Genomic DNA, 25,944 nt, shown 5'->3' on the forward strand with positions numbered 1-25,944 from the left:
ATTAAGATCAATATTTTATTTTTATTATGCTAAAACCCGCTAAGCTTAATGGCTTTACCGCTAAACTCAACTTAAATCGACTAGTGATTTAATATACTCTCATAAATCAGTGAGATAATAGAGCCATACTTGCCTGTTTCGAAACGCTTTCCGACAAATTCGTAATTTTCTAGTGAGCCTTCAATGGGTGTATGCCGTGCATTGGTTAAAAGTACAATTGCTAGGTCATATTCGGGATCAATCACAGTTACTGTGCCAGTCCAACCTGTATGACCAAAGGCGCGGGGGCTGGCATAAGGGCCAAAATGCCATTTACGCGCTTGGTGTCCTGCTCTTCGCCACCCTAAGCCATACGTTTCATCACTCGCTTGCGGCTGAGTGAACTGCGCAAGCACTTGTGGGGTAAATAATTGTTTATTATCGTAGCCACCGCCGTTTAGCAAAACTTGCATTAATACAGATAAATCTCCTGCGGTACTAAAAAGCCCCGCATGTCCGGCTACGCCATCTAAGGCATAAAACGCTTTTTCATCATGTACTTCACCTTGCAGTACATCGGTACGAACATTTTCAAATTCAATACGTCCGCCGCGAGTGTTACCCTTTATTTCAGTGGCGGCAATTTGCGAGGTTAAAAAGCCTTTTTGTAATGGGTTATAAACCGTATGCGTTAAACCAAGTGGCTGATAAATTTGGCTTTCAACATAAGCATCTAGGGGCATACCGCTGATGCGTTCAACCAGCACACCTAACAACATATAGTCGATATCAGAATATAAGTGCTTTACGTTACGACCCGCCACAAAGGGGACACCAGTTAATAGTAGGTTTTTGGTACGCAGGCTATTTTGTGAAAAAAAGCGCTCACCAAATTTATTGTCTTTACGGTGAAAATCAACCACAGCGGGGTAACCTGCGCTGTGGGTAAGTAAGTCTTTCACTAAACGCTGCTCACGACCGCTGCCCCTAAATTCTGGTAGGTAATAAAACAGCGGTTTTTCTACGTCGAGTTTACCTTCGCTGGCAAGTTTCATCAGTGCAAAGTTGGTGGCAAACATTTTTGAGTTCGAGGCAATATCAAACAAAGTATCGTTTTGCATGGCTTGTGGGGTTTTAAGCTCACTGCCATCAGCATGGTACTTTTTAGCTGCGCCATAATGGCTTAATTTAATCAGTTTGCCATCTTTAACAATTGCAAGCACAGCCCCTGGAAAGCCCTCTTTAATCTCTTGATTAATTAATTCATCAACGGCGTTAAAGCTATATTGGCTGCTGCTCTTTACAAGTTTAGGAAAAGGGAAACGTAAGGTTAAGCTTGCATCCGCAGGCTGGATATTTTCAACTTTAAACGTATTGATGCCATCATGAGTACGTTTATACAAGCTGTATTGGTAGGTTTGCTCTGCGGTAAGTGGCGAGGCAATATTAATTTTTTCACCATTAATATAAATGTCTGCGCTAATCGCATCGTGATTTTCAATAATTATTTCACCACGACCTTTAAAAGCTGTAAATGTGCCCCTGTCGTTTACTAGCGCGCGACTACTCGGATCAAGTGCAGGAATACGTGCTATCACTTGTGCATTAGCCAGTGTTTTTGGCTCTGGCTCAACCGCTTGCTGTTGCTGCTGATATTCTGTAAATAACCGCTCAAGTTTTTTAGGAAAGTACTTTTCTAATAATGCAAAAAGGACGGATGCAGTTCTAGCATCATTATTACCACTTACATGCCAAGGTAAAAAGTGCATTTGAAAGGCACTCAAAGCATCTAGGGTTTGAAAATCTAGCTGCCCTGTTGCAATCACCTCATAGCCGTAGCTGCGCAGCGCTTTTTGCACAAGCTCTGTTGAAGGCTTTGATGCACTAAATAACTGCCAATATTTATCAACGGTGTCACTGTCGTACCACGCACCGATACCCGCTTTATAAAGTTGATACCAAGGAAAGCGCGGGCCAGGGTCGTTCTTACGGCTTGGGGCAATATCAGAATGACCAACCACTTGAGTTGGACCAATATCAGGGTTTCGAGCAAGAATATCTTTACTTAATTTGATAAGTAACTCAATTTGCTTGGCATCGTAATCAGGGTAGATACATAGTTTACTTGCATCATTTTGCATCGCAGGTTTACTTTGTTCAGGTGTGTGACAGGTAGGTACGTTAACGATTTCAATACCAATTGAGTGATCGTTTAAGTCTTCTCTGCCTTGCCAAAAACTACGTCCTGCGTGCCATGCTCTGTCTTTTTCATCAACGAGCTGAATAATTTCTAAATCGTCTTTTGGGTAACTTGAATCGCCCGACTCAGGTAATAAGTAATGAGAGCTTAGGCCTCCTTCATCGACTAATGCACGCATCGATTTTTCGTAATCAATGGCGGTGTAATGCATCACTAAAAACTTTACCCGATGACTGTAGTTGGCTGATTGCGTATAGGTATATTGATTACTGGCACAGCTAACTAATAATGCCGCACTACAAAGATAGCACAGCTGTTTAAGTAATGTTTTCAAAGAGATAAAACTCATAACCGATTCATACCTGATGATTTAAGCGTTGACGATTCTCAGCAATACAGTAGCAACACCCATGTAACATGTAAAATATTTTATTTTACATAAATGGAATAAAAAGCATATTTTATCTTTCTCATGGTAAATATTGAGTACACTCAATAATTAGTGTTGTATCTATTATGGAATAAAACTATATTATTCCATCTAAATTAAGAAAAATATTCCAAACTTAAGTCAGCTAAAACAAAAATAAGTCGTCATGTTAAACAGCCAATGTGCCATATTCATATTTGAAGCATGCAATAAGCAAGACTAAGTTAAATAAACAAAGTGAGCCCTATGTCTACTTTTGTAAAAATTAAAGCCTTACGCCAATCTTTATCGAGCAGCGAAGCTAAGCTGGCTGATTTCACATTAAATTCGGCTAACGCTATTCGTAATTTGTCATCGGTTGAATTAGCTAAAGTGGTTGGTGTGAGTCAATCAAGCGTGGTGAAGTTTTCACAAAAATTAGGTTATAAAGGTTTTCCAGCTTTTAAGCTTGCGGTGATTGATGCCCTTAATGATGAAAGTAGCGAACCCAAACTCCATGGCAAAATTACTTTAAATGATTCGCTTGAGCAAATCGCTGAAAAATTACTGAGCAGTAAGCTTGCTGTTTTAACTGAAACAAAAAACCTTAACGAAGCTGCTGCAATTGAAAAAGCTGTCGAGCTATTAAAATCAGCAAAACGCATTCTTATTTGTGGCGTGGGTGGTTCAGCACTGGTTGCAAAAGACTTTTCATATAAATTACAAAAGCTCGGTATGCCAGCAATCGCTGAGCCAGATGGACATGCGCAACTTGCCTATGTGGCCACCTTTTCTAAGGGCGACTTAGTTATTGCTATTAGTGAGTCAGGCATGACCCGCGAAATTGCCGAAGTAGTTAAACAGGCCAAGAAAAACGCAAGCTCAGTGATCTCAGTAACAAAATTTGGTAGCAGCCTAGTCGCCGACTCAGCAGATGTAAAACTCTACTCTGTCGCTGAAGGAGAATCTGTTCGCTTATCATCTATTTTAGCGCGAACAGCTCAGGACTTTGTAATTGATATTCTTTTTATCGCCCTTACACAATCGAGCCGCCAAGGCCGTAAATTGCTGGAACATTCTAACGAAGTTGTTGGCGAGTTTAAGAATAACTAATTTAGTTTTTTACGCTTATTTGAATAACAAAGCAGCTTAGGCTGCTTTTTTAATAATTTTTGTTTTAAATACGCTCCCCACCCCCATACAACTCCAAGCCCCAAATTTATACACTATAAAGCAGTGAGAATGTATTACAGAGTGCACAAACAGCATAGCGCCTTTGCATAGTATACAAACTGCCTATTTTTTACCTAAAACTACTTATATATTTTATTCCCAACAAACAACATTTAAATGAAAAAATATTCTTGACCAACACTAATAACACCTGTTTAATATGTGGGCAACATAATTTTAAAGTTCATGTCTCAACTGGGTAAGTAGTCCACCAAAGCATATAAATATAAGGACGGGAAACAATGAAACAACATGCATCCTCTCTCGCGCTAAGCTACATAGCAAAAGCGACCAATCATGCACTTCGCGCAAAAAAAACAGCCTTAACAGGTGTCGTTATGGCCGCAGCTTTAACAAGCGCACCAGCCTTAGCTAATCTAACGGGTGGGATCAAAGGTAAAGTATCAACACCAGCGGCACAACAATCATTGGCAGGGATCACAGTTACAGCCAAAAGTAATGTCATGCCTAAAGCACGAACCGTTACTACACGTGAAGATGGCAGCTACGACTTACCACAGTTAAAACCTGGTACTTATGAACTAACCTTCACCGACAAAAACGGCGTTTCACAAACCATGACGGTTGATGTTTTGCTTGAGCAAACATCGAGCCTCAATATTACGTTAGGTGGCGCAGACGAAAATGTTGAAGTTATCACCGTAACCGGTAGTAAATTATACCGCCAAGGTAAGTCAGCACTAACAAACTCTCTTGGTCAAGAAGGTATTAATAATGTACCTGTAGGCCAAGATTACCGTGATTTATTAAAACTTGTGCCAGGGGTAGAGCTTTCAGCAAATACAACATTAGGCCCCTCAGCAGGTGGCTCTGGTGTAGACAATTCGTATGGCTTTGATGGGGTAAATGTATCGCTGCCTATGTATGGTAACTTGGCGTCTGAACCTTCAACCCACGATGTTGCTTATGTAACCATGGACCGCGGTGGCGCGAAAGCGGTTGGTTTTAACCGCTCTGGTGGTTTTTCTGTTAATACCGTGTCTAAGTCTGGTACTGATGAATTCCACGGTAACATCGAATACAAAGCACAGCCAAAAAGCTTTGTTGCAACGCCAGTGGGAGAAGAAAGCTATGAGATGGATAAAAGCTGGCTAACAGCAAGTTTAGGCGGCCCACTTATCGAAGATACCCTCTATTTTTATACCTCATATTATCGCCCTGAAGAAACACGCTCTAATAAAGGTACGGCCTACGGTGATGTTAAAGACTATGAAAGTGTTCGTGATGAATACTTTGGTAAATTAACTTGGGCACCGACCGACGATATTTTAATTAATATTTCACAACGAACCTCGGATAAAACACTTAAAGGTCGCTCAATTGGTGCTTACGAAACAGATAGCGTCTCTGCAGGTGATAAAGCTGATCAAGATATCTTTACACTAGATGGTTCATGGATTTTAGGCTCTGCAACCACCCTATCATTCCAGTACAGTAAATTTGATTTAGAAACGGGTTCACAGCCTGATAACCCGCTTAGTGTTGTTCCTTCATTAAACGGCCAACTTGATGTCAATAATCTAACGGAAATGGGTTATTTTTCAGTACCTAGCTTAATAGACTATGATCCCGCTGACGGGTTCACCGAAGAGCAAATTGCGATACACAACGCTGGAGCCTCAGCACTCATCAACACCTATGGTTATCTAGAAGATGGCGTGATGAAAGGCAGTGGCGGTGTTGGTGCATTTGCAACTTATGATAATCAAAACTTCTATCGTGACTCTTTTGAAATAAACCTAGAGCATGAATTTGACTGGGGCGATACATATCACACACTTCATTTTGGTGCGAAGTGGGAAGAAGGTGAAGAGCAACTTACACGCTTATCAAATGGTTGGGGACGTATTGCATACATTGGTGGCTTAGTTGATCCTGATGCCGATACTGAAGGCTTTGACCCTGCTGATGCGGTTTACCGTGCCCATGTACAGCAAATGAGCTTAGCAACCGATGGCGGCACAACAGTTTCGGGGATTAACTCAGAAACGCGAAGCCTCAACTTTGAAATTAACGATACCATTGAGCATGGGGATTGGACCTATAACTTAGGTTTACTTGTTAGCCAAGACACTTGGTATGGCCAAGGCTTGAAAAAGAAATCTGGCACAATCTCTGGCTACGAAGTCGCTCCTGGCCACAAATATGAAATGTATCAAACAGATTGGAAAGATATGCTGCAACCGCGATTAGGTGCAACATGGACCTACTCAGGTGAAGACTCAATATTTGCCAACTTTGCAATCTATAACCCAGAAGCAAGCTCACTTTCACGGGCAGCATCTTGGGACCGTAATACCCGCGCCGAAATCGAACTGCTTTTAGATGAATCGGGTAATATTCTTTCGGCATCTCCGCGCCGTGGTTCATCGGGTAAAGCATTTCAAGAAGATATGAAACCTCGTCGTATTAACGAGTTTACATTGGGTACAACCAAGTATATTGGCTCAGACTTGGTATTGCGTGCTCACGTACGTCACCGTAAAGGTATGCACTTTTGGGAAGATATGCCAAATACAGCACGCTTAACAGACTACTCTGGCGTTGATGCTGACGGCGTACCACAGCATATTGCAGACAAAGGTTTATATATTGATAACCTAGATGCGATTCGCGATGAAATCGGTGGTTCTTCGTATGTAATCGCCGAGGTTGATGGCGGTGAAACCAAGTACTGGGAAGCAAGCATCGAAGCTGAGTACATGGGTGAAAATAGCTATATCAATGCCTCTTATGTATGGAGCCATTACTACGGCAACTTTGACCAAGACAACACCACCACAACCAACGATGCCAACAACTTCATCGGCTCGTCGTACTATGGTGATGGTCGCGGCCGTTATTCATGGGATAACCGCTACGGTAAGCTCTCAGGCGATAAACCACATCTATTAAAAGTGTATGGTTATTACACATTGCCTTGGGAAGCCAACTTAGGTGCTTATTTCGTATTCCAATCTGGTAGTGCATGGGAGAACTGGGATGGTACTCGATATGGTTACTCATCAACCACAATATCTAGCCACGTTAGCCGCTATGCAGAACCAGCTGGTTCTCGCAGAACAGCAAGTCATTGGCAACTTGACTTAAACTACACGCAAGACTTTAAGTTCTCAGGTGATATGGAATTACAATTGCGTGCTGACTTATTCAATGTGTTTAATCGTCAAACGGGCTATAACAAAAACCCATATGTATTTGATGAAAACTACGGTGAATCACGCAGCTACTATAACCCTCGCAGCTTACAGTTATCAGTTAACTTTAAGTTCTAAAAACCAGTTAAATCCTGTTGGGGGCCGCATATGCGGCCCTTTTTTATACTCAATAAACTGAGTAACATACCTATCTTGATTACGCTCTCGCTGCTCTATTTTTTAACGGATAGAGCCTGCATATTAAAATGTAGAGATAGAATTATAGAAAGCAGAAAAGCAGCCCCTAAAGGTAGCTTTAAGCGAGGAGTATTCTGATGCCTGTCAAGACATATAACCAAAGCCAAGGCGTTTCATAGCTGTTGTGTATCTATTTTAAGATTTAATTGAATCGTCAGGTTTGGCTAAAACTAAAAACGAGGCCTCTGCCTCGTTTAGTAATTATTACTGATAAAGTAAATAAGGTTGTCGCTGTCGTTTAAAGGTAGCTAAATCCTCCTGCCAGCTTTGCCTAATTTGCTGCTCAGTTTGGCCTGCTTCAATGGCTAAACGTAATTTATCAGTGCCTGCGAGCTTATCCATAAAGTCAGGACGTTCAAAAAAAGTCTGTTTGGTCTCTCGCAACGTGTGGTAGGCCGATATAAATACACTTAAATCTAGACCATGTATTGTTGAGTCACGTAAATCTTGACCAAATACTTCGACTCCTTTGAATTTAGGGTGCATTGAAGCACCTTTAATCGCCCTTGGCGTAAAACTAAACTCGCCGAGTTTAACTGGCGAGTAACCGACAACTTGAAACGGAAAGTCAGTGCCACGGCCAATAGTCACAGGGGTTGCTTCAAAGAAGCACAATGATGGGTAAAGCGCAATTGACTGGGCATTTGGCAAGTTAGGGCTTGGTTTTATTGGTAACTCATAAGCCATAGTGCGATCATAATTCACAACAGGCACGACGCTTAGCTCAAGCTTACCTGCGTCATTTATCCAACCTTCACCTTTGATCATTTGGGCAAGTTCAGCCACTGTCATACCGTGTAAAACAGGAATTTCGTGTATGCCAACAAACGAGCGAAATTTTGCTTCAAGGATAGGCCCATCAACATAGGCAATATTCGGGTTTGGCCTGTCTAGTACCACAACCTCTTTATTATTTTCAGCGGCGGCTTCCATCACGTAATGCATTGAGCTTATATAGGTATAAAAACGCACACCAACATCTTGAATATCAAAAATAATAACGTCTAAATCAGCGAGCATCTCAGGGCTTGGCTTTTTGTTGCTGCCATAAATAGATACAACATCGATACCTGTTTTAGCATCTACTGTGCTTTTAACGTGAGCGCCAGCGTCATGATCGCCGCGAAAACCATGCTCTGGGGCAAATATTTTGCTAACGACAACGCCTTTATCTAGTAATGCATCAACTAAATGTTGGCCATTGACCACTGATGTTTGGTTAACCACTAAGCCAACACGTTTTCCTTTTAATGCTGGTACATAGGCTTGAAAATTGGCTGCCCCCACCTGTAAAGGCAGTGCATTTTTAGGCGCTTGTACAGGCGTTTCTTGGCAACCTAAAAGCGCAAAACAACTAACGAGTAAAGCAGCTAATAAACGCATTATTCTTCAACCGCCTTACGTAAAAAGCCACCCGCTTTTGAAAGTAGCTGTTTTGCTTCAGGTGCAGGTTTTCCGGTTAATACGATTAAAATAGCCAGTTTCGCGCTTTGCTCTGCTTGCTTTAATGCATCAACAGCTTGCTGCTGGGAACAATCTGTTGCTTGCATAACAATACGAATAGCACGAGCATGTAGCTTTTCGTTACTAGCATTCACATCAACCATGAGGTTTTTATAGACTTTACCGGTGCGGATCATGCTGGCTGTACTTAGCATATTAAGTACGAGCTTCTGCGCGGTGCCCGATTTCATACGTGTAGAACCAGTCACAGCTTCTGCACCCACCACGGGGCAAATACCAATTTGTGGTAAACGCATCACTGCTGAATCAGGGTTACAAGTGACACCCACAGTGACACAACCTAGTGATTTAGCGTATTCAATTGCCGAGCAAACATAAGGAGTACGGCCACTGGCAGCAATACCAACTACGACATCTTTACTGGTTAAATTGGCATTTTTTAAGTCTTCAATAGCAAGTGTTGTACTATCTTCAGCGCCTTCTACGGCTTTTTTAACCGCAGTGTCACCACCAGCAATAATGCCGAGCACTTGCTGATCGCTCACGCTATAAGTAGGCGCACATTCAACCGCATCCAAAATACCTAAGCGACCACTGGTGCCAGCACCAATGTAGATTAACCTGCCACCTTGTTGAAATGCTTCAACTACATGATCGACAGCTTCACTAATTTGTGGGATCACTAGTTTCACGGCACCCGCTACTTTGTGATCTTCATTATTGATTTTAGTGAGGATCTCAGTGGAGCTGAGCAGATCGATATCCAAAGTGTCTGGGTTTTGTCCTTCAGAGACAATACCGTTTAACTCTTCGAGTAACTCACGTTGTTGCTTAAAGACGTGCTCAGGGCTCATTGGGTTGTCCTTTTTCAATAATGTCATGGTAATGCTTTACCGCTAAAATGGCGGCACCAGTTAATGAATCTCCTTTACAAGGAGATAATTCGTTTTGTAAAGCGAGTGGCAATAACGGCTGGCTAACTTTCGCCAAACCACCAATTAAAATCACCGGTAATGGCGAGTTGCCTCGGCTTTTATTGATTAACCCAACTACCGATTGGGTATGCTCTGTTAATACCGTTTTTGCCGCCTCACAGTCGTTTTGTAAGCTAAACACCAACGGACTAAATGCTGCATAATCCGCGGGTTTTGCTTGTTTAAGCCAACTACTAATTGTTTGACGAGTGCATCCTAGCTGTTCACTCAAACGAATCGTTAATCGGCTTTTTGGTAAATTGTAAATATCTATATCATTTAATAATTGCTGCACAGCCATCAGGCCGATACGTGCACCACCGCCAAAATCATCAACGGTAAAACCCCAGCCGCTCACCAACTTAGTTTGCTTTTGCGCGTTTAATCGTGCCCCAACAGCACCGGTGCCAAGGGCAATAACCACACATGGCTCACCAAGATTAGCACCATATAATGACGTAATGGCATCGCTGGTGATTTGTAAACTGGCAAACTCTATTTCATACACCAGTTTCAGCATCACTTTAAATTGCTCAGCAAGGCTCTGCGATGAACCACCGGCAATCCCCATAACGGTGACGATTTCACTTGGCTCTGCGCCACTTTGCTGGCAAACATCACGGGTCACTTTAACAATGTTTTCTAACGCTAAATCAAGATCATTCGAGATTGATGCTGAACCAGCTTGAGCATGAAATGTAGCACCACTTGCCTGCTCTTTTAGCTCAGCTAACACTTTAGTGCCGCCACCATCGATGGCTAAAATATAGCGTAAGGCCATTTATGCGCTCTTCTCGTGCGCCGCTTTACCTAGGCAACACACCAATGTCGCAAGCAAAGTGCCAATGCATAGCTGCCAAGTAAAGCCTAAGTAAAAACGCATTGACTCAGGTAGTAACCAGTCAATCATGTACGGCTGCATTAATAAGGTCACCATAAAGCCCGCTATTAGCGCTGCTAACACTGAACCTTCACTGCCTCGTTTGGTGAATAAGGTCGTAAAATACACACCTAGTAAGCCACTGTACGAAAACACCATTACACTTAGCGCAAATTTTAATAATGGCATATCACTGTATTGCTGCCAGAAATAACAAAGAATAGCCATGAGCGCTAAGGCAAGGCTCACCAGTGCCATCCCTACACGACCCGCTTTTACAAAGTGATGGTCGCTTACTTGTTTGTTTTGTTTTTCTAAGTACGGGCGATAGATATCTTGTACGATGACTGAAGACATCGAACTAAGCCCAGAGTTCAACGTAGAAATAGCGGCAGCAATAATACCAACGCTGACTAAACCTTTAACCCCAGCTGGTACTTCGTTTAATACGTAGTACATAAAGATTGTGATTTTTTCGCCATTAAATTCTTGTACAACCGTTTTCCCTGCCTCGCTATTCATTAATGCAGGTTGCTGATAAACAATATAAAGCAGCAAACCAATAAAGATAAAAATAGCCATAACTGGGATCACCATCACCACCGATAGTAATAACGCTTTACTGCCTTCTTTTGGGCTTTTACAGGTTAATAAACGCTGCGTCATATCTTGGTCTAAACCAAAAGCCGCGATGTTTAAAAGCACAAAACCTGTTAATACAGAGGCCATGTTAAACACCCCTGACGGGCCAAAATCTAAATCAAATTTAAACAGCGCAAGTTTTGAATCTGCACCTGGGCTTGGCTCATTCAGCGTTGCAATAATGGTTGAAAAATCAGCCGGAATTACACTCAGCAGGCACCAAATAACCGCAATAGCCGCACTAACATAAACAATACTTTGCAGCACATCTGAGTAAATAACACTGCGAATACCACCTAAAAAGGTATAAAGCAAACCAGCAAGTGCCAGCACTAAAGTCGCGATAACCACACTGTCAGCATTGATATTGCCATATAGAATCATCGCCACAGCAATAGCCGCCATGTATAAACGGGCGCCACTGGCAAACACTCGGCCAAATAAGTACATCAAGCCGCTACGGCGCTTTGCTTTAGGACCAATGCGTTTTTCTAATAACTCATAGACCGTATAAACTTTTTGCTGGTAGAACTTTGGAATTAAAAACGCCGATACCACAAATGCAGCAATAAACGCGCCTATATTGGTTGCAATGTAAGAGAAGTCCCCTTGATAGCCTTGATCTGGCCCACCGATAAACGTTGCCGCTGATTGCGACGTAGCTAAAACAGAAATAGCCACCATCCACGTTGGCATGCTATTTCCGCCTAGAAAAAAATCTTGGCTTGAGTTAGCGCGTTTGCGATTAAACCACCAGCCACTTAGCAATAAAATTGCACCGTAACTTGCGAATACGAGCCAATCGAGAAAAGCGTAATTTGCACTCATTTATTATCCTAACTCAAACCTTGTTGGAATATATTATTCCACCATTATGACAAAATTAAAATAGTTTTATTTTATTATTTTTATTCAGCTAAGCTAGGTAATTGCCACTGACTTTGCTTTTGTTGATATTGCGCCTTGGTCAAGCTGACTAATAACGGCTTTTTACGCTCATCTAACCAAGCAAGTAGAGCATCCATATCGCTTTCTGTCATTGCTGTACAACCTGCTGTAGGCTTACTTGGCGCTCGCCATAAATGCATAAAGATACAACTGCCCGCACCATTAATATTGCTTGGGTTATGCTTAACTACAATGCCTTTTTTATAAAGGTTATCTTGGCTGTAAATATCACGACGCATCCATTCTGAAGAGTCTTTTACGGCATCTTCGCCTACTTGTGCTTTATCAACCAATTGGTTGTAAAACGGCGAGCCTTTTACATCAATACAATAATCATTGGCGGTCATTGCTTGATAACTGAGGTTCGTTTGCAGTGAATCTAAATAGCCAAAGGCAGTACCTAGTTCAAAAACACCTGCTGGTGCTTTACCATCCCCTTCTTGTTTTTGCAGGCCAGGTTGTGCAGGATGCAGCCCCACTCCCCAAGCAAGACCTGTACGGCCAAGCACCACCGCATGTTGCTCGCCTTGTTGTTGCCAGCTACCGGCGCTTTTTTCAAAACGATACAGTGTGGCATCAATAGCATCACTATCATTAGCGACCACCACCACGAGCTGCTGATGACTGTTATCAATAACAGGTTTAGGTAACTCTTTGCTGGCACAAGCCGATAAACTCATAGCTGCAATAAGACTGACTAGTTTTTTCATGCTGGCCATACTCCGTTTGTAATTGGTTCAAGTCCCGCTATTGATTCAATGCCAAGACCTGGGGCATCGGATAAGCGTATTTGTGGGCCGCTAAATTCAACGCCCCCTTGCACAGGGTCATACTGACCAAGGGCAGGGCCATCTAAATCGATTTTACTGATTTGCTGCGCTTTGGCTGAGGCTAAATGTGCAGCACCAGCAACGGCAATACTGCCCTCTAGCATACAGCCAATCATACATTCCGCTTGGTATTGGGCTGTAATATTAGCAATCTCAATTGCTCGGCTTAAACCGCCCGTTTTCATTAATTTAATATTGATAATATCAACTGCACCAAGTTCTAAAAGTTGGATCACTTGCTTAGGTGAAAAGGCGCTTTCATCGGCCATAATCGGGGTGTTCACTCGCTCAGTAATATATTTGAGACCTTGAATATCACTGCTTTTTACTGGCTGCTCAACCAACTCTAATACCACGCCTGCTTGCTCTAGTTGTAGCAGTGCAAACACAGTTTGTTTGGCATCCCAGCCTTGATTTACATCTAAACGTAACTGCACCTTAGCGGCAAAGCCTGCATGGATTGCTTTTACACGTTCAATGTCTTGATTAAGGTTATTGCCGATTTTTATTTTTAATACATCAAAGCCTTGCTCAACCGCGCGCTGACAGTCACTGAGCATTTTATCTATGTTGTCGACACTAATGGTGATATCAGTTTTCAGCGCTGACTTACCACCACCTAGTAACTTATATAAAGGCGCTTGGTAGAGCTTACCCCATAAGTCATAAACCGCCAGCTCTAAGGCCGCTTTTGCACTGTTGTTACCAATCACCGTTGATTGAATAATGTGAGTAAGCTGATTGATGTTTTCGACTTCTTGCCCGACTAGTTTAGGGGCAATAAATTGCTGAATGACCGCTATCATCCCTTGATGGGTATCGCCTGTAATAACCGGTGTTGAGGCCGCAGAGCCATAGCCGATTTGGCCACATTCGGTGTCGATTAAAACCACTAAGTCTTCGATAAAACTCACTTCTCTCAGTGCAGTTTTAAATGGGGTAACTAATGGCACTTTGAGCTTTGCAAAGCGAACAGCTTTAATTTTCATATTGGCCTCTAGCGAATACGCTTAATGTTATAAACACGGTCTAAATAGCTGGTTTCTTGAGATAATCTAAGTGGCAATAAGGGCGTGACCGACACCCCATTCAAGGCACTACTATAAAAGCTACCATCGCCTTTGTTATAGCCTAAGCCTTTAACGTCATGAATAACATAAGGCTCGCCGTGATGCTCCCCTAAGTACATCATCACATGACCCGGAATATAAATTAGATCGCCAATAGCCATGTTTTTAACCGTCGGCAACTTAGCATCCGCCGCGGTATTTTTATCAAAACGACTATTTTGTCCGTATTCGCTGCTGCCTTGCTGGCCTGAATTACGTGGCATTAATAGACCAAAGCTTTTATAAATCTCACCAACAAACCCAGTACAGTCGCGGCCATTGTAATCATGCCCCCAACCATAACGCTCGCCTAAAAACTTAAAGCCTTGTTTAATCAGATTCTGCTCGTTGTAGTCTAGGTAGCCTAAATTTACATCGGCAGTTTTGCTGATCATCGCGGCTTTAATAACAAGTTTGCCTTGCTCATCGCGGGTAGGTAACTGTACAACATGGCTAGCATAGCTGTTTTGGCCGTTGAGCAAATACGGTACTTGCTCATTATCAACTAAAGGTAAGCGTACTCCCATATCGAGCTGTACTTCTGAAAGGCTTTCATCGCTTGGCACATAAGCGGTATTTACTTTTGCATCAGTTACCACCAAGAAGTTATCTTGTTCGCGATAAGCTTTTATTTTATCTGCATCTGCAAAAGCAAGATCTTCGGCAGGCGCCCACGCTAAGTAGTTGTAAGCACGTACTAACAGCCATTTTTTATCTGCGCTTTGATGCAATACAGCAACCGCTTCCCCTGGGAACATACCGCTTTCTTGAAAGCGATCTAAGTCTTGATCAAGGCCACTATTTAAAACCCGATCCCAGGTTGGAAAAGTGCGTAATGCCGTGCGCTTAACGACCACAGCAAAGCGTACTTCATTGTTATCAGCGACTTTATTAAGGTCTAAATTAGCCTGATATTTTGCAAAATCTTTCGCGGTGAGTTGCCGTCCGTCGGTAAAAAAGCGCGGGCTTTTTTGGAATTGAGCTTGCCGAATGAATGGCGCGTGTTAGCTCGTCTTTAGTGAGCGATTTTTGAAATGACAGTGGATCAACAATGTATTTATTATCTTTAATTAATTTCTCGTTGAAGGCTGCAATTTGCGCCTCCGTCATGATCATTTTTGCTGATGCACCTTTCGCTAACCAGTAACTTGGTGAAAGCTGTGACTGGGTGACCCCGATAACATCTGATTGCCAACCCTCAGCATGCATAGGTGCACTAAAAGCAACACCTAAAGTAATTGATAAAGCGATAATTGAACGACGCATAGCTGTTCCTTAATTCTTAGTAAATGCGTGAATTTAACAATTTAGCAAATACATGCTGCCCCTTACTTGCAGGCCAATAAGCTGTTCCGCATACACAAAACAAAATTCACAATTATTATTTTTTTTGGAATATTTTATTAAATTTACCACAAATTTATTATGAAGCAAGGTAACTTAATTTTCATACTTATTAACTTATTTGCATCCAAGGTGTTAGCAACTACGTTTATAGTGTAAACCTCCCTTGAAAAGGAATTTATAAAAATGAACAAGTTATACCTATTGCTGGGCTGCATTAGCTGCTCAGGAGACGCGTTAGCAAATATAGAAAAAATCACAGTGTATGGGCATCGCACAGGATTAATAGGTGAATCAATTAGTGCCTCTAGCGGTGTTATTGGTCAAGGTGAAATTGAAAACCGTCCCATGCTAAGAAGTACTGAAATGCTTGAACTCATTCCAGGTATGGCGGTAACGCAACATAGTGGCTCAGGTAAAGCAAATCAATACTTTATTCGTGGTTTTAACTTAGATCATGGGACTGATTTTGCGACCAATATAGATGGTATGCCGATTAATATGCGTAGCCATGGCCATGGTCAAGGTTATACAGATTTAAACTTCATCATTCCTGAAACGGTTGCCACCGTTAGCTACCAAAAAGGAAGTTATGATGCTCGACAAGGTGATTTTTCTACAGCCGGCAGTGCCTATTTTCACCTTACAGATAATCCAAAACACCAGCAACTCGACTTTACACTTGGTGAAGATAACTACTTAAGAGCAGTTGCCATAGGCCATATAAAAGTTGGCGACGGAAAATTAATAGCTGCAACAGAGTGGCAAGGTTATGATGGCCCTTGGCAAGACATTGATGAAGACGTAAATAAAAAGAACGCCCTACTTCGCTATGTGAACGAATCAAAAAGTGGCAACTTATCAATTACAGCTATGGCTTACGACAACAGCTGGAACTCTGCTGATCAAATCCCTCAAAGAGCTATTGCTCAAGGTATTATCTCTGAACTAGGGTCGCTGGACACCACGCTAGGTGGTGAATCGAGTCGTTATAGTTTATCGACGAACTGGCAAAACGAACACTTTGCAGCTAACGCTTATATTATTGATTATGAGCTAAATTTATTTTCTAACTTCTCTTATTTGCTAAATGACCCTATTAATGGTGACCAATTCAACCAACAAGATAAGCGCACAATTTCAGGCGGAGCTCTGAGCTATCAATTTTCCGATAAATTAAACGCTATACCTGTAAATCATAGTGTTGGTATAGAGCTTCGTAATGATAATATCGATAATGTGGGGCTTTATAATACGAAGGCCCGTAAGTTTTTATCTACTGTTCGTGAAGACAGTGTAGATGAAACAAGTTATGCCGCATTTTGGCAAACTCAATTAACATTAAGCGAGCAGCTTGAGGCGACTATCGGTGTTCGTTATGACTATTTAGATGCCAGTGTAGATAGCAACAATACGGCTAACTCAGGAGAAGCTGATGACGACTTGCTTGGTTTTAAAGCGAGCCTAACCTACTTATTCAGCGATAACTTGGCAGGTTATGCAAACTGGGGGCAATCCTTTCACTCAAATGATGCTCGTGGCGCGACAATTAGCCTAGACCCCGTCACGCTTGAAGCTGCTGACACTGTGGACTTACTTGTTAAAAGTAATGGTGCAGAAGTGGGTATGCGCTACTTTGATGAAAAGCAATTCAACTTTTCTGCCGCACTTTGGTGGCTAGAGCTTGATTCTGAATTATTGTTTGTTGGCGATGCTGGTAATACAGAAGCCAGTGATGCTTCAAAACGTTACGGCTTAGAGCTTAGTGCATACTATTGGCTAGCCGATACACTAAGCCTAGATGCTGAGGCATCATTCACTCACTCTCGTTTAGATATTGATAGTAACAATGACCGTATCGAAGGAGCTGTTCCTATCGTTGCAAGCGCCGGTATAAACTGGCAAGTAACTGAGCAATGGCAAACCTCATTACGCTTACGTCATATTGGTAAACGTATGTTAAGTGATGATGGCGACAAGCGCTCAGAGCCGCTTACAGTCGTAAATGGTCTTGTTAGCTACCAACAAACTCATTGGAAAGTAGGCTTAGAGCTACTCAATCTGTTCGATAGTAACGACCATGATATCGATTATTACTATGCTTCACGCTTAGCGGGAGAGCCCGCAGAAGGCATAGAGGATAACCACTTTCACCCTATTGAACCTCGTACAGTGAGACTTAATCTAAGTTTATTGTTTTAATAATCGCTCTATACGTTTTAAAACCTACGTATAGAGCCCCTACCGTGTGAGGTCGTCATTTATGGCGAAACTATCCTTAATGCGCGTGAAACAAGTTTCACGCCTACGGGGTACATTTTTCGTATTTTGAGTTGGGAGTTTAATTTGTGGTGTGAAAAGTGTGTGATTCGCGAATTTCAGGCACAAAAAAACCGACTTTCGTCGGTTTGTTCACTTTCTATTAGAAAGTGGCGGACGCGGGAGGATTCGAACCTCCGACCGCCTGGTTCGTAGCCAGGTACTCTATCCAGCTGAGCTACGCGTCCGCAGTGTAGTGATGCATGTATGAGTCTTGCATTGACTGTATCTTAAAGACACAAAAAAACCGACTGCTTGTCGGCTTATGTCACTTTCTAAGAGAAAGTGGCGGACGCGGGAGGATTCGAACCTCCGACCGCCTGGTTCGTAGCCAGGTACTCTATCCAGCTGAGCTACGCGTCCGCAAATTGCATTTTATAATCTTGCAGTGATTTTTCAAAAGTGGTGGGCGCAGGAGGATTCGAACCTCCGACCGCCTGGTTCGTAGCCAGGTACTCTATCCAGCTGAGCTATGCGCCCACTTTTTGATTTTAGTAAAGGATGGTGGGCGCAGGAGGATTCGAACCTCCGACCGCCTGGTTCGTAGCCAGGTACTCTATCCAGCTGAGCTATGCGCCCATTCTTTACTTTACAAGAAAACCATTAAAAAAATGGTGGAGAAGGAGGGATTCGAACCCTCGATAGAGCTACAAACCCTATACTCCCTTAGCAGGGGAGCGCCTTCGGCCACTCGGCCACCTCTCCATCTTGTGGGGCGTATAATAAAGATTTCAGGCAATATGTCAAACACTTTTCAAGGAAAATAGTGTAGATGGTCACAGAATGGTCATAACAACAAAAAACAGGCAATTTTTTGCTCAGTCTTTCGCTGGTTTTTCCTTATTAGTCAATATATCTAAGCCTGTTAAAGGAATTAGCTCATCAGTCATTTCTGCGAGATATTGATCTTGATAACCCAATTGTTGAAATTCAGCAATACACGCACGATAAAACGCTTCACGCTGGTGCTCGCTTTTATTAGCTTCAGTAGACAACTGCGAAGGCTTCTTTTTCATTATTATAAAGTCCATTTACGCATTGGATGATAATCGCGCAATTTTCTCATAACCAGGTTAAAAATAACACTATTACAATTACACTTTAGAATAAAAAGTTAAAAATACGTGACTATTAAAAAACAGCAATTCTGTAACTCTTTTTAGATCAGCTAATTAAAAAAAGAATGTAAGGGGACAAGCGGAAAATTTCAGAATTTTCTGATAACAAAACGCCGCTTAAAAGCGGCGTTTTAAAGACATTAGCTGATTAGTCAGCTTGAGGACGCATGTGTGGGAATAAAATCACGTCTTTAATGGTTGGTGAGTCAGTAAATAACATCACTAGACGGTCAATACCAATCCCCTCACCCGCTGTTGGCGGTAAGCCGTATTCTAATGCACGGATGTAGTCTTCATCGTAGTGCATTGCTTCATCATCACCGGCGTCTTTTTCTTCAACTTGACGCGAGAAACGCTCAGCTTGGTCTTGTGCATCGTTAAGCTCAGAGAAACCATTGGCTAATTCACGACCGCCTACGAAGAATTCGAAACGATCAGTCACGAATGGGTTTTCATCGTTACGACGTGCAAGTGGTGACACTTCCCACGGGTAAGCTGTGATGAAAGTTGGTTGAATTAACTTGTGCTCAGCTGTCTCTTCGAAGATTTCACATAAGAACTTACCTGGACCCCAAACGCAGTTTTCTGGCACTTTAACGTGTACTTGCTTAGCGTACGCTTTAAGTTCTTCAAAATGATTTTCAGGGTCATTAAATACAGCCGCATCAAAGTCTGGATTGTACTTAAGAATAGCTTCGCTCATTGTTAGGCGTGCAAAAGGTTTCCCAAAATCATATTCTATTGAATCTACCACTTCACCGTTTTCGTCTTTCGTTGTATTAACAACAATTGGTGAACCAAGTACGTCTGTCGCAACAGTGCGTAGCATGTCTTCTGTGATATTCATTAGGTCAATGTAATCAGCGTATGCTTGGTAGAATTCGATCATGGTGAATTCTGGGTTATGGCGCGTTGATAAACCTTCGTTACGGAAGTTACGGTTGATTTCAAATACACGCTCAAAACCACCAACAACTAAACGTTTTAAGTAAAGCTCAGGGGCAATACGTAAGTACATGTCGATATCAAGTGCGTTGTGGTGTGTTACGAATGGACGTGCAGACGCACCACCAGGGATCACTTGTAGCATCGGTGTTTCAACTTCCATGAAGTCACGATCAGCTAAGAAACGACGGATACCTTCGACAACTTTTGAGCGAATACGGAATGTTTCACGCGTCGCATCGTTAGTGATTAAGTCAACATAACGTTGACGGTATTTAGTTTCTTGGTCAGATAAACCATGGAACTTTTCTGGTAACGGACGTAATGACTTAGTAAGTAGCTCGTACTCTGTCATTTCTACGTATAGGTCACCTTTACCTGATTTATTTAGTGCGCCTTTAACACCGATGATGTCACCGATATCAAGTTGACCGTATTTTGCTTTTAATTCTTTTTGTACGTCTTTTGAGGCGTACGCTTGAATTTGGCCTTTCATGTCTTGTAACGCAAGGAAAGGACCACGTTTTGCAAGAATACGACCCGCTACTGATACAACGTGCTGCTCAGCAACTAATTCTTCTTTCGATTTATCACCAAACTCAGCTTGCAAATCAGCCGTGTAATGTTCACGACGGAATTGGTTTGGATGACCGTTGGCAGGGCAATTTTCGCGGATTGCGTCTAATTTGCCACGACGCTCAGCGATTAACTTATTTTCGTCTTGGATTTGATCAGTCATTTTTTAGCTCTTTTTTAGCTTGGTGGTTATAGGCCAGATTTAAGGCTGGCTTCAATAAATTTATCTAAGTCGCCGTCAAGAACCGCTTGAGTATTACGGTTTTCAACGCCTGTACGTAAGTCTTTAATGCGCGAGTCATCAAGCACGTATGAACGAATTTGACTACCCCAGCCAATGTCTGACTTTGCATCTTCTTGGCTTTGTTTCTCTGCATTTTGCTTTTGTAGCTCAAGTTCAAACAATTTCGCTTTTAGCTGTTTCATTGCTTGGTCTTTATTCTTGTGCTGTGAACGCTCATTTTGGCACTGAACAACCGTATTGGTTGGCACGTGAGTAATACGTACCGCTGATTCAGTGGTATTTACGTGCTGACCACCGGCACCAGATGCACGGTAAACGTCAATACGTAGGTCAGCCGGATTAATATCAATTTCGATATTATCGTCGATTTCTGGGTAAACGAATGCCGATGCAAACGAGGTATGACGACGACCACTTGAGTCGAACGGGCTCTTACGCACTAAACGGTGAACGCCTGTTTCTGTACGTAACCAACCGTATGCATATTCGCCAACGAAACGCACAGTTGCGCCCTTGATACCAGCCACATCACCATCAGTTGCTTCAACAAGTTCAACTTTAAAGCCTTTTGCTTCACCCCAACGTAAATACATACGCAGTAACATGTTACACCAGTCTTGTGCTTCAGTACCGCCTGAGCCTGATTGTAAATCAAGGTACGCATCGTTTTGATCTTGCTCGCCAGAGAACATACGACGAAACTCAAGCTTTTCAAGTTGTGCATTTAAATCTTCAAGTTCAGCTTCAGCTTCTTGGAAAGTTTCTTCGTCTTCAGCTTCCACTGCAAGTTCAACTAAACCTTCAACATCGTCTGTGCCCGTAACGAGATTATCAATGGTCTCGACGATAGCTTCTAGTGATGACTTCTCACGGCCTAACGCTTGCGCACGCTCTGGCTCGTTCCATACTGCTGAATCTTCAAGTTCTGCGTTAACTTCTTCTAACCGCTCTTTCTTAAGAGGGTAGTCAAAGGTACCCCCGAAGCAGTTCAGTACGTTCGCGAATTTCCTTGATCTGGTTAATCACAGGATTCACTTCAAACATGTACATTACTCCAAAATGGCTGATTTACCGCGCACAGCTTACGACAATAATTACGGTAAATTATCTACAAATATTAAAAACGCCCGATTTTAACAAAAAACCGAGCGTTTTATTAGCCTTTTATGCCGATAAAGACGATATTTTTATGTCACTTTTTGTAGCTCTCGAATAATCAGTTGTAACGAAAATTTGCCACGGAATTCATTTATATCGAGCTGATAAGCAGCTTTGACGTACCTCACTTCAGTGTCTGGCCATGCACGTACGTCAACACCAAATGCAATACCGTCAACTAAGCGCCCTGATTGATGCTTTAAAACCAGTTTTAAGTGCTTTTCACCGACAATACGCTGCTGTATTACTTCGAAAACATGTTCAAACACAGGCTCGGGAAATTGCTGCCCCCAAGGTCCTGCATTTTTTAGCTGATTGGCAAACTCCATCGAAAAGCAGTCATTGGGCAGTTCACCGTCGGTTAGCAAAATACTTTGTTTATGCTCATCAGTCAGTGTGTCGGTCACCATTTTCTCAAACACCGCTTTAAATTCATTAAAGCATTGCTCATTGATACTCAGCCCCGCCGCCATAGCATGACCGCCAAATTTGCTAATAAGATGTGGATACAGGGTATTTACTCGCTCGAGTAAATCGCGCATATGCAGCCCTTCAATTGAGCGGCAGGAACCTTTTATTTCACCATTATCGCCAGCTGCAAAAATAACCGTAGGACGGTGATACTTCTCTTTTAAGCGCCCTGCCAATATGCCTATCACACCTTGGTGCCAATCGGCTTGATATAAACAAATGGCATCCGGCACTGACTCTGTTTTAAACGCTAACCGGTCAAGCACGGCTTGTGCTTCAGTTTGCATGCCCTGCTCTATTTCACGGCGCTCATGGTTAAGGCTATCAAGCTCGCCGGCAATACGGCGTGCTTGATTTATATCGGTTGATAATAAACAGGCTATGCCTAAACTCATATCATCTAAACGCCCTGCTGCATTTAAGCGTGGCGCCAATGAAAAGCCAAAGTCACTGGCACTTAAACGAGCTGCATTGCGATTTGCCACTTCGATTAACGCACTGATCCCTGGGCGTGTTTTACCACTTCGAATACGTGCTAAACCTTGATGCACTAAGGTGCGGTTATTGGCATCAAGCGCAACCACATCAGCAACGGTGCCAAGAGCAACAATATCAAGTAATTCGGCCAAATTAGGCATTGGTTTATGCTGAAAATACCCTTGTTCACGTAAATGGCTGCGCAGTGCAATCAATAAATAGAACGCCACGCCAACCCCAGCAATGGATTTTGATGGGAATGAGCAGTCATGGCGATTTGGGTTCACTATCGCATCGGCGTTTGGTAATGCTTCACCTTGCAAGTGATGATCAGTGACCAGCACTTTAATACCTGCTTGCTTTACAATAGCAATGCCATCAATACAGGAGATGCCATTATCGACGGTAATCACCAGCTCAGGCTGCATTGTCACGATTTGCTCAGCAAGTGCAGGGCTCAAACCATAACCAAGGCTAAATCTGTCCGGCACTAAATAGTCTAGGTTCTGTAAACCAAACATAGCCAAACCTTGCATCAAGGTTGCGGTGCTCGTTGCACCGTCGGCATCAAAGTCACCCACTATTAGCACACGGCTTTGTGATGCCAGCGCGTCTTGTAATAACAACACAGCTTTGTCTATGTCTTTAAACAGCTTAAAGTCATGTAATGTTGCTGCACTATTATCTAATTCTTTGGCATCTTGAACCTGACGAGAGGCATAAATTTGCTTGATAACTGGATGTAAGTGATGTGGAAGATATGAGTCATCAACACGAGGGCGAACTTGGATTATTTTTTCCATGTTGGACGTATTACTTTCTTAGCTTAAAGCGGATTAAAGGCCTACCTAAATAGGCCTTTTTATAAAAAGATTATGAAGATGTTTTTGGCAATGCATCAAGTGCTTGGCTGATTTGCGCTGCTGATTGATAACCTGGGATCATCGTACCATCTTCTAAAATAATAGCCGGCGTACCCGACATACCAAAGCTTTGACCAAGTTGGTAATGCTCAGCGATTGGCGCACTACACCCTTCAACAGTGGCAACATCTGCACCCGCTTTGGCTTCTGTAAGCGCTTCAGCGGGGTCTTTTGCACACCATACATTCATTAAATCTTGGTAACCTTTACCACGTAAGCCACCACGTGGGAAAGCAAGGTATTTAACTGTGATACCTGCATCTAAAAAGTCATCTAATTCACGGTGTAATTTGCGACAGTACCCACAGGTGATATCAGTAAATACGGTGATAGAATGTTTCTCATTCTTTGCTTTATAAACGATCATTGAATCTTCATATTCAGCAATACCCGCTTTACGTACATCGCTCAACGCATGCTCTGTAAGGTTTACGCGATTTTCTAAATCAATTAATGTGCCTTGCATTAGAAATTGACCATCAGGGCTTGCGTAAAGTACCCCTTTATCTGTAATCAGTTCTTTAAGACCAGCGACAGGGCTTGGATTTATTTGCTTTACGGTTACACCTAATTCGGCAAATTTAGCGATGATAGGCGCATCTGCAGCGTCGGTGGTCGATACACCATTGGCAATCACATTAAGACTTGTGCCAAGCAATGCCGTGGCTAAAACTAACTTTTTCATAACTATCCTATATCCTGATCATTTCTAGTATAGACCGGTACATCTTTAAAAATCTTGCACTACGCACGTGGGTGATGTTGCTCGTGTACCGACTTCAATCTCTCATTGGCTACATGGGTATAAATTTGAGTTGTTGATAAGTCACTATGACCTAACATCATTTGTACCACCCTCAAATCAGCTCCATGATTAAGCAAATGCGTTGCAAACGCATGACGCAGCGTATGTGGTGATAATGGTGATTCAACTGATGCCAAAATAGCATAGTGTTTAATACGATGCCAAAAGGTTTGTCGTGTCATGCCGATTCCACGTTTAGATGGAAACACAAAATCAGTGGCATGCTTAATCATATGCGAACGGCCCACTTTCAGAAACTGTTCTAGCCAATACATGGCTTCTTCACCAAGGGGCACTAAACGTTCTTTATTACCTTTACCTTTTACAAACACCACAGCTTGACGCAAGTTAATCTGCTCCATTCGAAGCCCCACCAGCTCAGTAACACGAAGTCCTGTTGCATATAAAAGCTCAAGCATGGCCTTATCGCGAAGCCCCATTGGATCTTCGATATCAGGAGCCCCAAGGAGTGCTTCAACCTCGGCTTCTGACAGCGTTTTAGGTAATGACTGCCCTGCTTTTGGCTGAGCAATATTGACCATCGGCGAATCAGCTATCGCTTTTTCACGTACAAAATACTGATAAAAACGTTTAAGTGCGCTAATACTACGCGCGGTACTACGTGATTTAAGGCCTAAATCAACGCGATACGCTAAATACGCTTCAATATCTTCATTACTCACAGCTAGAAGATCTTTATCTTTTAAAAATTGACAAAACTTTTCAAGGTCACTGCGATAAGCAGCGAGTGTATTTTCGCTGACTCCCTGCTCAAGATACAGCGTATCTAAAAATAACTCTAAATGTTCGGCGTTATTTGCTGTTATTACACCTTTTTGGGCTTGGGAATTATTATCAGCCACGCGTACTCTCATCCTTATCAAGGTATCAATTGATTATACCTTACGGTAAACTTGCGCCTATCATATCAGGCAAATACACAGTGATAAATACGATGCAGATTGGTTTATTTTATGGTTCTACAACCTGCTACACAGAAATAGCAGCTGAAAAAATTCGCGATATTATCGGCCAAGACATAGTGAGTCTTCACAATATCAAAGATGAGCCATTAAAAAATGCTGAGCAATTCGATTTTGTTATTTTCGGCATTTCAACGTGGGACTTCGGTGAATTACAGGAAGATTGGGAATCAATTTGGGACGACATTAAAGATGTTAACCTAAATGGTAAAACCGTGGCTCTGTTTGGCATGGGCGATCAACAAGGTTACGGCCAGTGGTTCCAAGATGCGCTCGGTATGTTACACGATGAAATTTGCGACCAAACGATCACTTTATTAGGCAAGTGGCCAAATGATGACAGTTACGAGTTCGAGGCTTCAAAAGCACTCACTGAAGATGGTAAACAGTTTGTTGGCTTAGCACTTGATGAAGACAGTCAATATGAACTGAGCGATGAACGTATTGCCTCGTGGGTTGAACAAGTCATGACTGAATATAGCGAAAGCTTGTAAAAA

Annotated in this window: 19 protein-coding genes and 5 tRNA genes; 4 read left to right on the plus strand and 20 right to left on the minus strand. The window is 42.4% G+C overall.

Going from position 1 to position 25,944, the window contains the following annotated elements; translation table 11 throughout:
- Positions 1–80 precede the first annotated feature (80 nt).
- Positions 81–2,528, minus strand: a complete 2,448-nt coding sequence (gene pbp4b, locus L0Z67_RS12910; RefSeq protein WP_405128099.1) for a penicillin binding protein PBP4B — start codon at positions 2,526–2,528, stop codon at positions 81–83.
- Between the two features lie 327 nt (positions 2,529–2,855).
- On the opposite strand from pbp4b, the gene L0Z67_RS12915 reads away from it, so the two are divergent.
- Positions 2,856–3,701, plus strand: coding sequence for a MurR/RpiR family transcriptional regulator (locus L0Z67_RS12915; RefSeq protein ID WP_062569591.1), 846 nt, complete (start codon positions 2,856–2,858; stop codon positions 3,699–3,701).
- Positions 3,702–4,063: 362 nt separating this feature from the next.
- Positions 4,064–7,117 carry a carboxypeptidase regulatory-like domain-containing protein gene (locus L0Z67_RS12920; protein WP_405128100.1) on the plus strand — a complete coding sequence of 1,018 codons (3,054 nt, stop codon included), beginning with the start codon at positions 4,064–4,066 and terminating at the stop codon, positions 7,115–7,117.
- Between the two features lie 324 nt (positions 7,118–7,441).
- On the opposite strand, the gene L0Z67_RS12925 is transcribed toward L0Z67_RS12920, so the two are convergent.
- The 8 genes from L0Z67_RS12925 to L0Z67_RS12960 all read right to left on the minus strand — a co-directional run bounded on the left by L0Z67_RS12925 (position 7,442) and on the right by L0Z67_RS12960 (position 15,350).
- A complete protein-coding gene (locus L0Z67_RS12925) occupies positions 7,442–8,620 on the minus strand; it encodes an exo-beta-N-acetylmuramidase NamZ domain-containing protein (RefSeq protein ID WP_405128101.1) in 1,179 nt (392 codons plus the stop codon).
- Positions 8,620–9,555 (minus strand): N-acetylmuramic acid 6-phosphate etherase, encoded by a 936-nt coding sequence (gene murQ / locus L0Z67_RS12930; RefSeq protein ID WP_237114356.1) that lies wholly within the window; start codon positions 9,553–9,555, stop codon positions 8,620–8,622. The genes L0Z67_RS12925 and murQ overlap by 1 nt, the downstream gene beginning before the upstream one ends.
- Positions 9,545–10,456 (minus strand): BadF/BadG/BcrA/BcrD ATPase family protein, encoded by a 912-nt coding sequence (locus L0Z67_RS12935; protein ID WP_405128102.1) that lies wholly within the window; start codon positions 10,454–10,456, stop codon positions 9,545–9,547. Before L0Z67_RS12935 ends, murQ begins: the two co-directional genes overlap by 11 nt.
- The gene (locus tag L0Z67_RS12940) at positions 10,457–12,025 is read right to left on the minus strand and encodes a sodium:solute symporter (protein ID WP_405128103.1); all 1,569 of its coding nucleotides are present in this window, start codon (positions 12,023–12,025) and stop codon (positions 10,457–10,459) included.
- An 80-nt stretch (positions 12,026–12,105) separates the two neighbouring features.
- Positions 12,106–12,855 (minus strand): L,D-transpeptidase, encoded by a 750-nt coding sequence (locus L0Z67_RS12945; RefSeq protein ID WP_083515321.1) that lies wholly within the window; start codon positions 12,853–12,855, stop codon positions 12,106–12,108.
- Positions 12,852–13,964, minus strand: coding sequence for a mandelate racemase/muconate lactonizing enzyme family protein (locus L0Z67_RS12950; protein WP_193987704.1), 1,113 nt, complete (start codon positions 13,962–13,964; stop codon positions 12,852–12,854). The genes L0Z67_RS12945 and L0Z67_RS12950 overlap by 4 nt, the downstream gene beginning before the upstream one ends.
- An 8-nt stretch (positions 13,965–13,972) precedes the next feature.
- Positions 13,973–14,941: an SH3 domain-containing protein gene (locus tag L0Z67_RS12955; protein WP_405128104.1), complete on the minus strand. Its 969-nt coding sequence runs from the start codon at positions 14,939–14,941 to the stop codon at positions 13,973–13,975.
- Positions 14,942–14,987: 46 nt separating this feature from the next.
- Positions 14,988–15,350, minus strand: coding sequence for a hypothetical protein (locus tag L0Z67_RS12960; protein ID WP_405128105.1), 363 nt, complete (start codon positions 15,348–15,350; stop codon positions 14,988–14,990).
- A gap of 264 nt (positions 15,351–15,614) precedes the next feature.
- Between L0Z67_RS12960 and L0Z67_RS12965 the strand changes: the two genes are divergently transcribed.
- Positions 15,615–17,630, plus strand: a complete 2,016-nt coding sequence (locus L0Z67_RS12965) for a TonB-dependent receptor (RefSeq protein ID WP_405128106.1) — start codon at positions 15,615–15,617, stop codon at positions 17,628–17,630.
- Between the two features lie 228 nt (positions 17,631–17,858).
- Here L0Z67_RS12965 and L0Z67_RS12970 read toward each other — a convergent pair.
- From L0Z67_RS12970 to xerD, 11 genes are all read right to left on the minus strand, one after another.
- Positions 17,859–17,935, minus strand: a tRNA-Arg gene (locus L0Z67_RS12970).
- 98 nt (positions 17,936–18,033) lie between these two features.
- Positions 18,034–18,110, minus strand: a tRNA-Arg gene (locus L0Z67_RS12975).
- Between the two features lie 40 nt (positions 18,111–18,150).
- Positions 18,151–18,227: transfer RNA gene (locus L0Z67_RS12980), tRNA-Arg, on the minus strand.
- Positions 18,228–18,249: 22 nt separating this feature from the next.
- A tRNA-Arg gene (locus L0Z67_RS12985) sits at positions 18,250–18,326 on the minus strand.
- A gap of 33 nt (positions 18,327–18,359) precedes the next feature.
- A tRNA-Ser gene (locus L0Z67_RS12990) sits at positions 18,360–18,452 on the minus strand.
- Positions 18,453–18,565: 113 nt separating this feature from the next.
- Positions 18,566–18,763: a hypothetical protein gene (locus tag L0Z67_RS12995; RefSeq protein ID WP_062569582.1), complete on the minus strand. Its 198-nt coding sequence runs from the start codon at positions 18,761–18,763 to the stop codon at positions 18,566–18,568.
- Positions 18,764–19,013: 250 nt separating this feature from the next.
- Positions 19,014–20,549 (minus strand): lysine--tRNA ligase, encoded by a 1,536-nt coding sequence (gene lysS / locus L0Z67_RS13000; protein WP_062569581.1) that lies wholly within the window; start codon positions 20,547–20,549, stop codon positions 19,014–19,016.
- Between the two features lie 26 nt (positions 20,550–20,575).
- Positions 20,576–21,674, minus strand: a protein-coding gene (gene prfB / locus L0Z67_RS13005; RefSeq protein WP_130149625.1) for a peptide chain release factor 2 whose coding sequence is annotated in 2 segments (ribosomal slippage) — positions 20,576–21,598 and positions 21,600–21,674 — 1,098 coding nt in all. Because the reading frame shifts where the segments join, the coding sequence is not laid out codon by codon here.
- Positions 21,675–21,817: 143 nt separating this feature from the next.
- Positions 21,818–23,539 (minus strand): single-stranded-DNA-specific exonuclease RecJ, encoded by a 1,722-nt coding sequence (gene recJ / locus L0Z67_RS13010; protein WP_405128107.1) that lies wholly within the window; start codon positions 23,537–23,539, stop codon positions 21,818–21,820.
- Positions 23,540–23,609: 70 nt separating this feature from the next.
- Positions 23,610–24,344, minus strand: coding sequence for a bifunctional protein-disulfide isomerase/oxidoreductase DsbC (gene dsbC / locus L0Z67_RS13015; protein WP_062569578.1), 735 nt, complete (start codon positions 24,342–24,344; stop codon positions 23,610–23,612).
- A gap of 59 nt (positions 24,345–24,403) precedes the next feature.
- Positions 24,404–25,291 (minus strand): site-specific tyrosine recombinase XerD, encoded by an 888-nt coding sequence (gene xerD / locus L0Z67_RS13020; RefSeq protein ID WP_405128730.1) that lies wholly within the window; start codon positions 25,289–25,291, stop codon positions 24,404–24,406.
- Positions 25,292–25,419: 128 nt separating this feature from the next.
- On the opposite strand from xerD, the gene fldB reads away from it, so the two are divergent.
- Positions 25,420–25,941 carry a flavodoxin FldB gene (fldB, locus tag L0Z67_RS13025; RefSeq protein ID WP_062570025.1) on the plus strand — a complete coding sequence of 174 codons (522 nt, stop codon included), beginning with the start codon at positions 25,420–25,422 and terminating at the stop codon, positions 25,939–25,941.
- The last annotated feature ends 3 nt before the right edge of the window (positions 25,942–25,944 follow it).

The organism is Pseudoalteromonas sp. PB2-1, assembly GCF_045040605.1.
GTDB classification, from domain to species: Bacteria; Pseudomonadota; Gammaproteobacteria; order Enterobacterales; family Alteromonadaceae; genus Pseudoalteromonas; species Pseudoalteromonas arabiensis.

What these genes read in the sequence shown, in the direction of transcription:
- dsbC (WP_062569578.1), bottom strand. Translation starts at nt 24,344, where the DNA reads ATGAAAAAGTTAGTTTTAGCCACGGCATTGCTTGGCACAAGTCTTAAT.
- L0Z67_RS12950 (WP_193987704.1), bottom strand. Translation starts at nt 13,964, where the DNA reads ATGAAAATTAAAGCTGTTCGCTTTGCAAAGCTCAAAGTGCCATTAGTT.
- L0Z67_RS12925 (WP_405128101.1), bottom strand. Translation starts at nt 8,620, where the DNA reads ATGCGTTTATTAGCTGCTTTACTCGTTAGTTGTTTTGCGCTTTTAGGT.
- L0Z67_RS12915 (WP_062569591.1), top strand. Translation starts at nt 2,856, where the DNA reads ATGTCTACTTTTGTAAAAATTAAAGCCTTACGCCAATCTTTATCGAGC.
- L0Z67_RS12945 (WP_083515321.1), bottom strand. Translation starts at nt 12,855, where the DNA reads ATGAAAAAACTAGTCAGTCTTATTGCAGCTATGAGTTTATCGGCTTGT.
- L0Z67_RS12960 (WP_405128105.1), bottom strand. Translation starts at nt 15,350, where the DNA reads ATGCGTCGTTCAATTATCGCTTTATCAATTACTTTAGGTGTTGCTTTT.
- L0Z67_RS12995 (WP_062569582.1), bottom strand. Translation starts at nt 18,763, where the DNA reads ATGAAAAAGAAGCCTTCGCAGTTGTCTACTGAAGCTAATAAAAGCGAG.
- lysS (WP_062569581.1), bottom strand. Translation starts at nt 20,549, where the DNA reads ATGACTGATCAAATCCAAGACGAAAATAAGTTAATCGCTGAGCGTCGT.
- L0Z67_RS12935 (WP_405128102.1), bottom strand. Translation starts at nt 10,456, where the DNA reads ATGGCCTTACGCTATATTTTAGCCATCGATGGTGGCGGCACTAAAGTG.
- recJ (WP_405128107.1), bottom strand. Translation starts at nt 23,539, where the DNA reads ATGGAAAAAATAATCCAAGTTCGCCCTCGTGTTGATGACTCATATCTT.
- L0Z67_RS12920 (WP_405128100.1), top strand. Translation starts at nt 4,064, where the DNA reads ATGAAACAACATGCATCCTCTCTCGCGCTAAGCTACATAGCAAAAGCG.
- L0Z67_RS12940 (WP_405128103.1), bottom strand. Translation starts at nt 12,025, where the DNA reads ATGAGTGCAAATTACGCTTTTCTCGATTGGCTCGTATTCGCAAGTTAC.
- L0Z67_RS12965 (WP_405128106.1), top strand. Translation starts at nt 15,615, where the DNA reads ATGAACAAGTTATACCTATTGCTGGGCTGCATTAGCTGCTCAGGAGAC.
- murQ (WP_237114356.1), bottom strand. Translation starts at nt 9,555, where the DNA reads ATGAGCCCTGAGCACGTCTTTAAGCAACAACGTGAGTTACTCGAAGAG.
- pbp4b (WP_405128099.1), bottom strand. Translation starts at nt 2,528, where the DNA reads ATGAGTTTTATCTCTTTGAAAACATTACTTAAACAGCTGTGCTATCTT.
- fldB (WP_062570025.1), top strand. Translation starts at nt 25,420, where the DNA reads ATGCAGATTGGTTTATTTTATGGTTCTACAACCTGCTACACAGAAATA.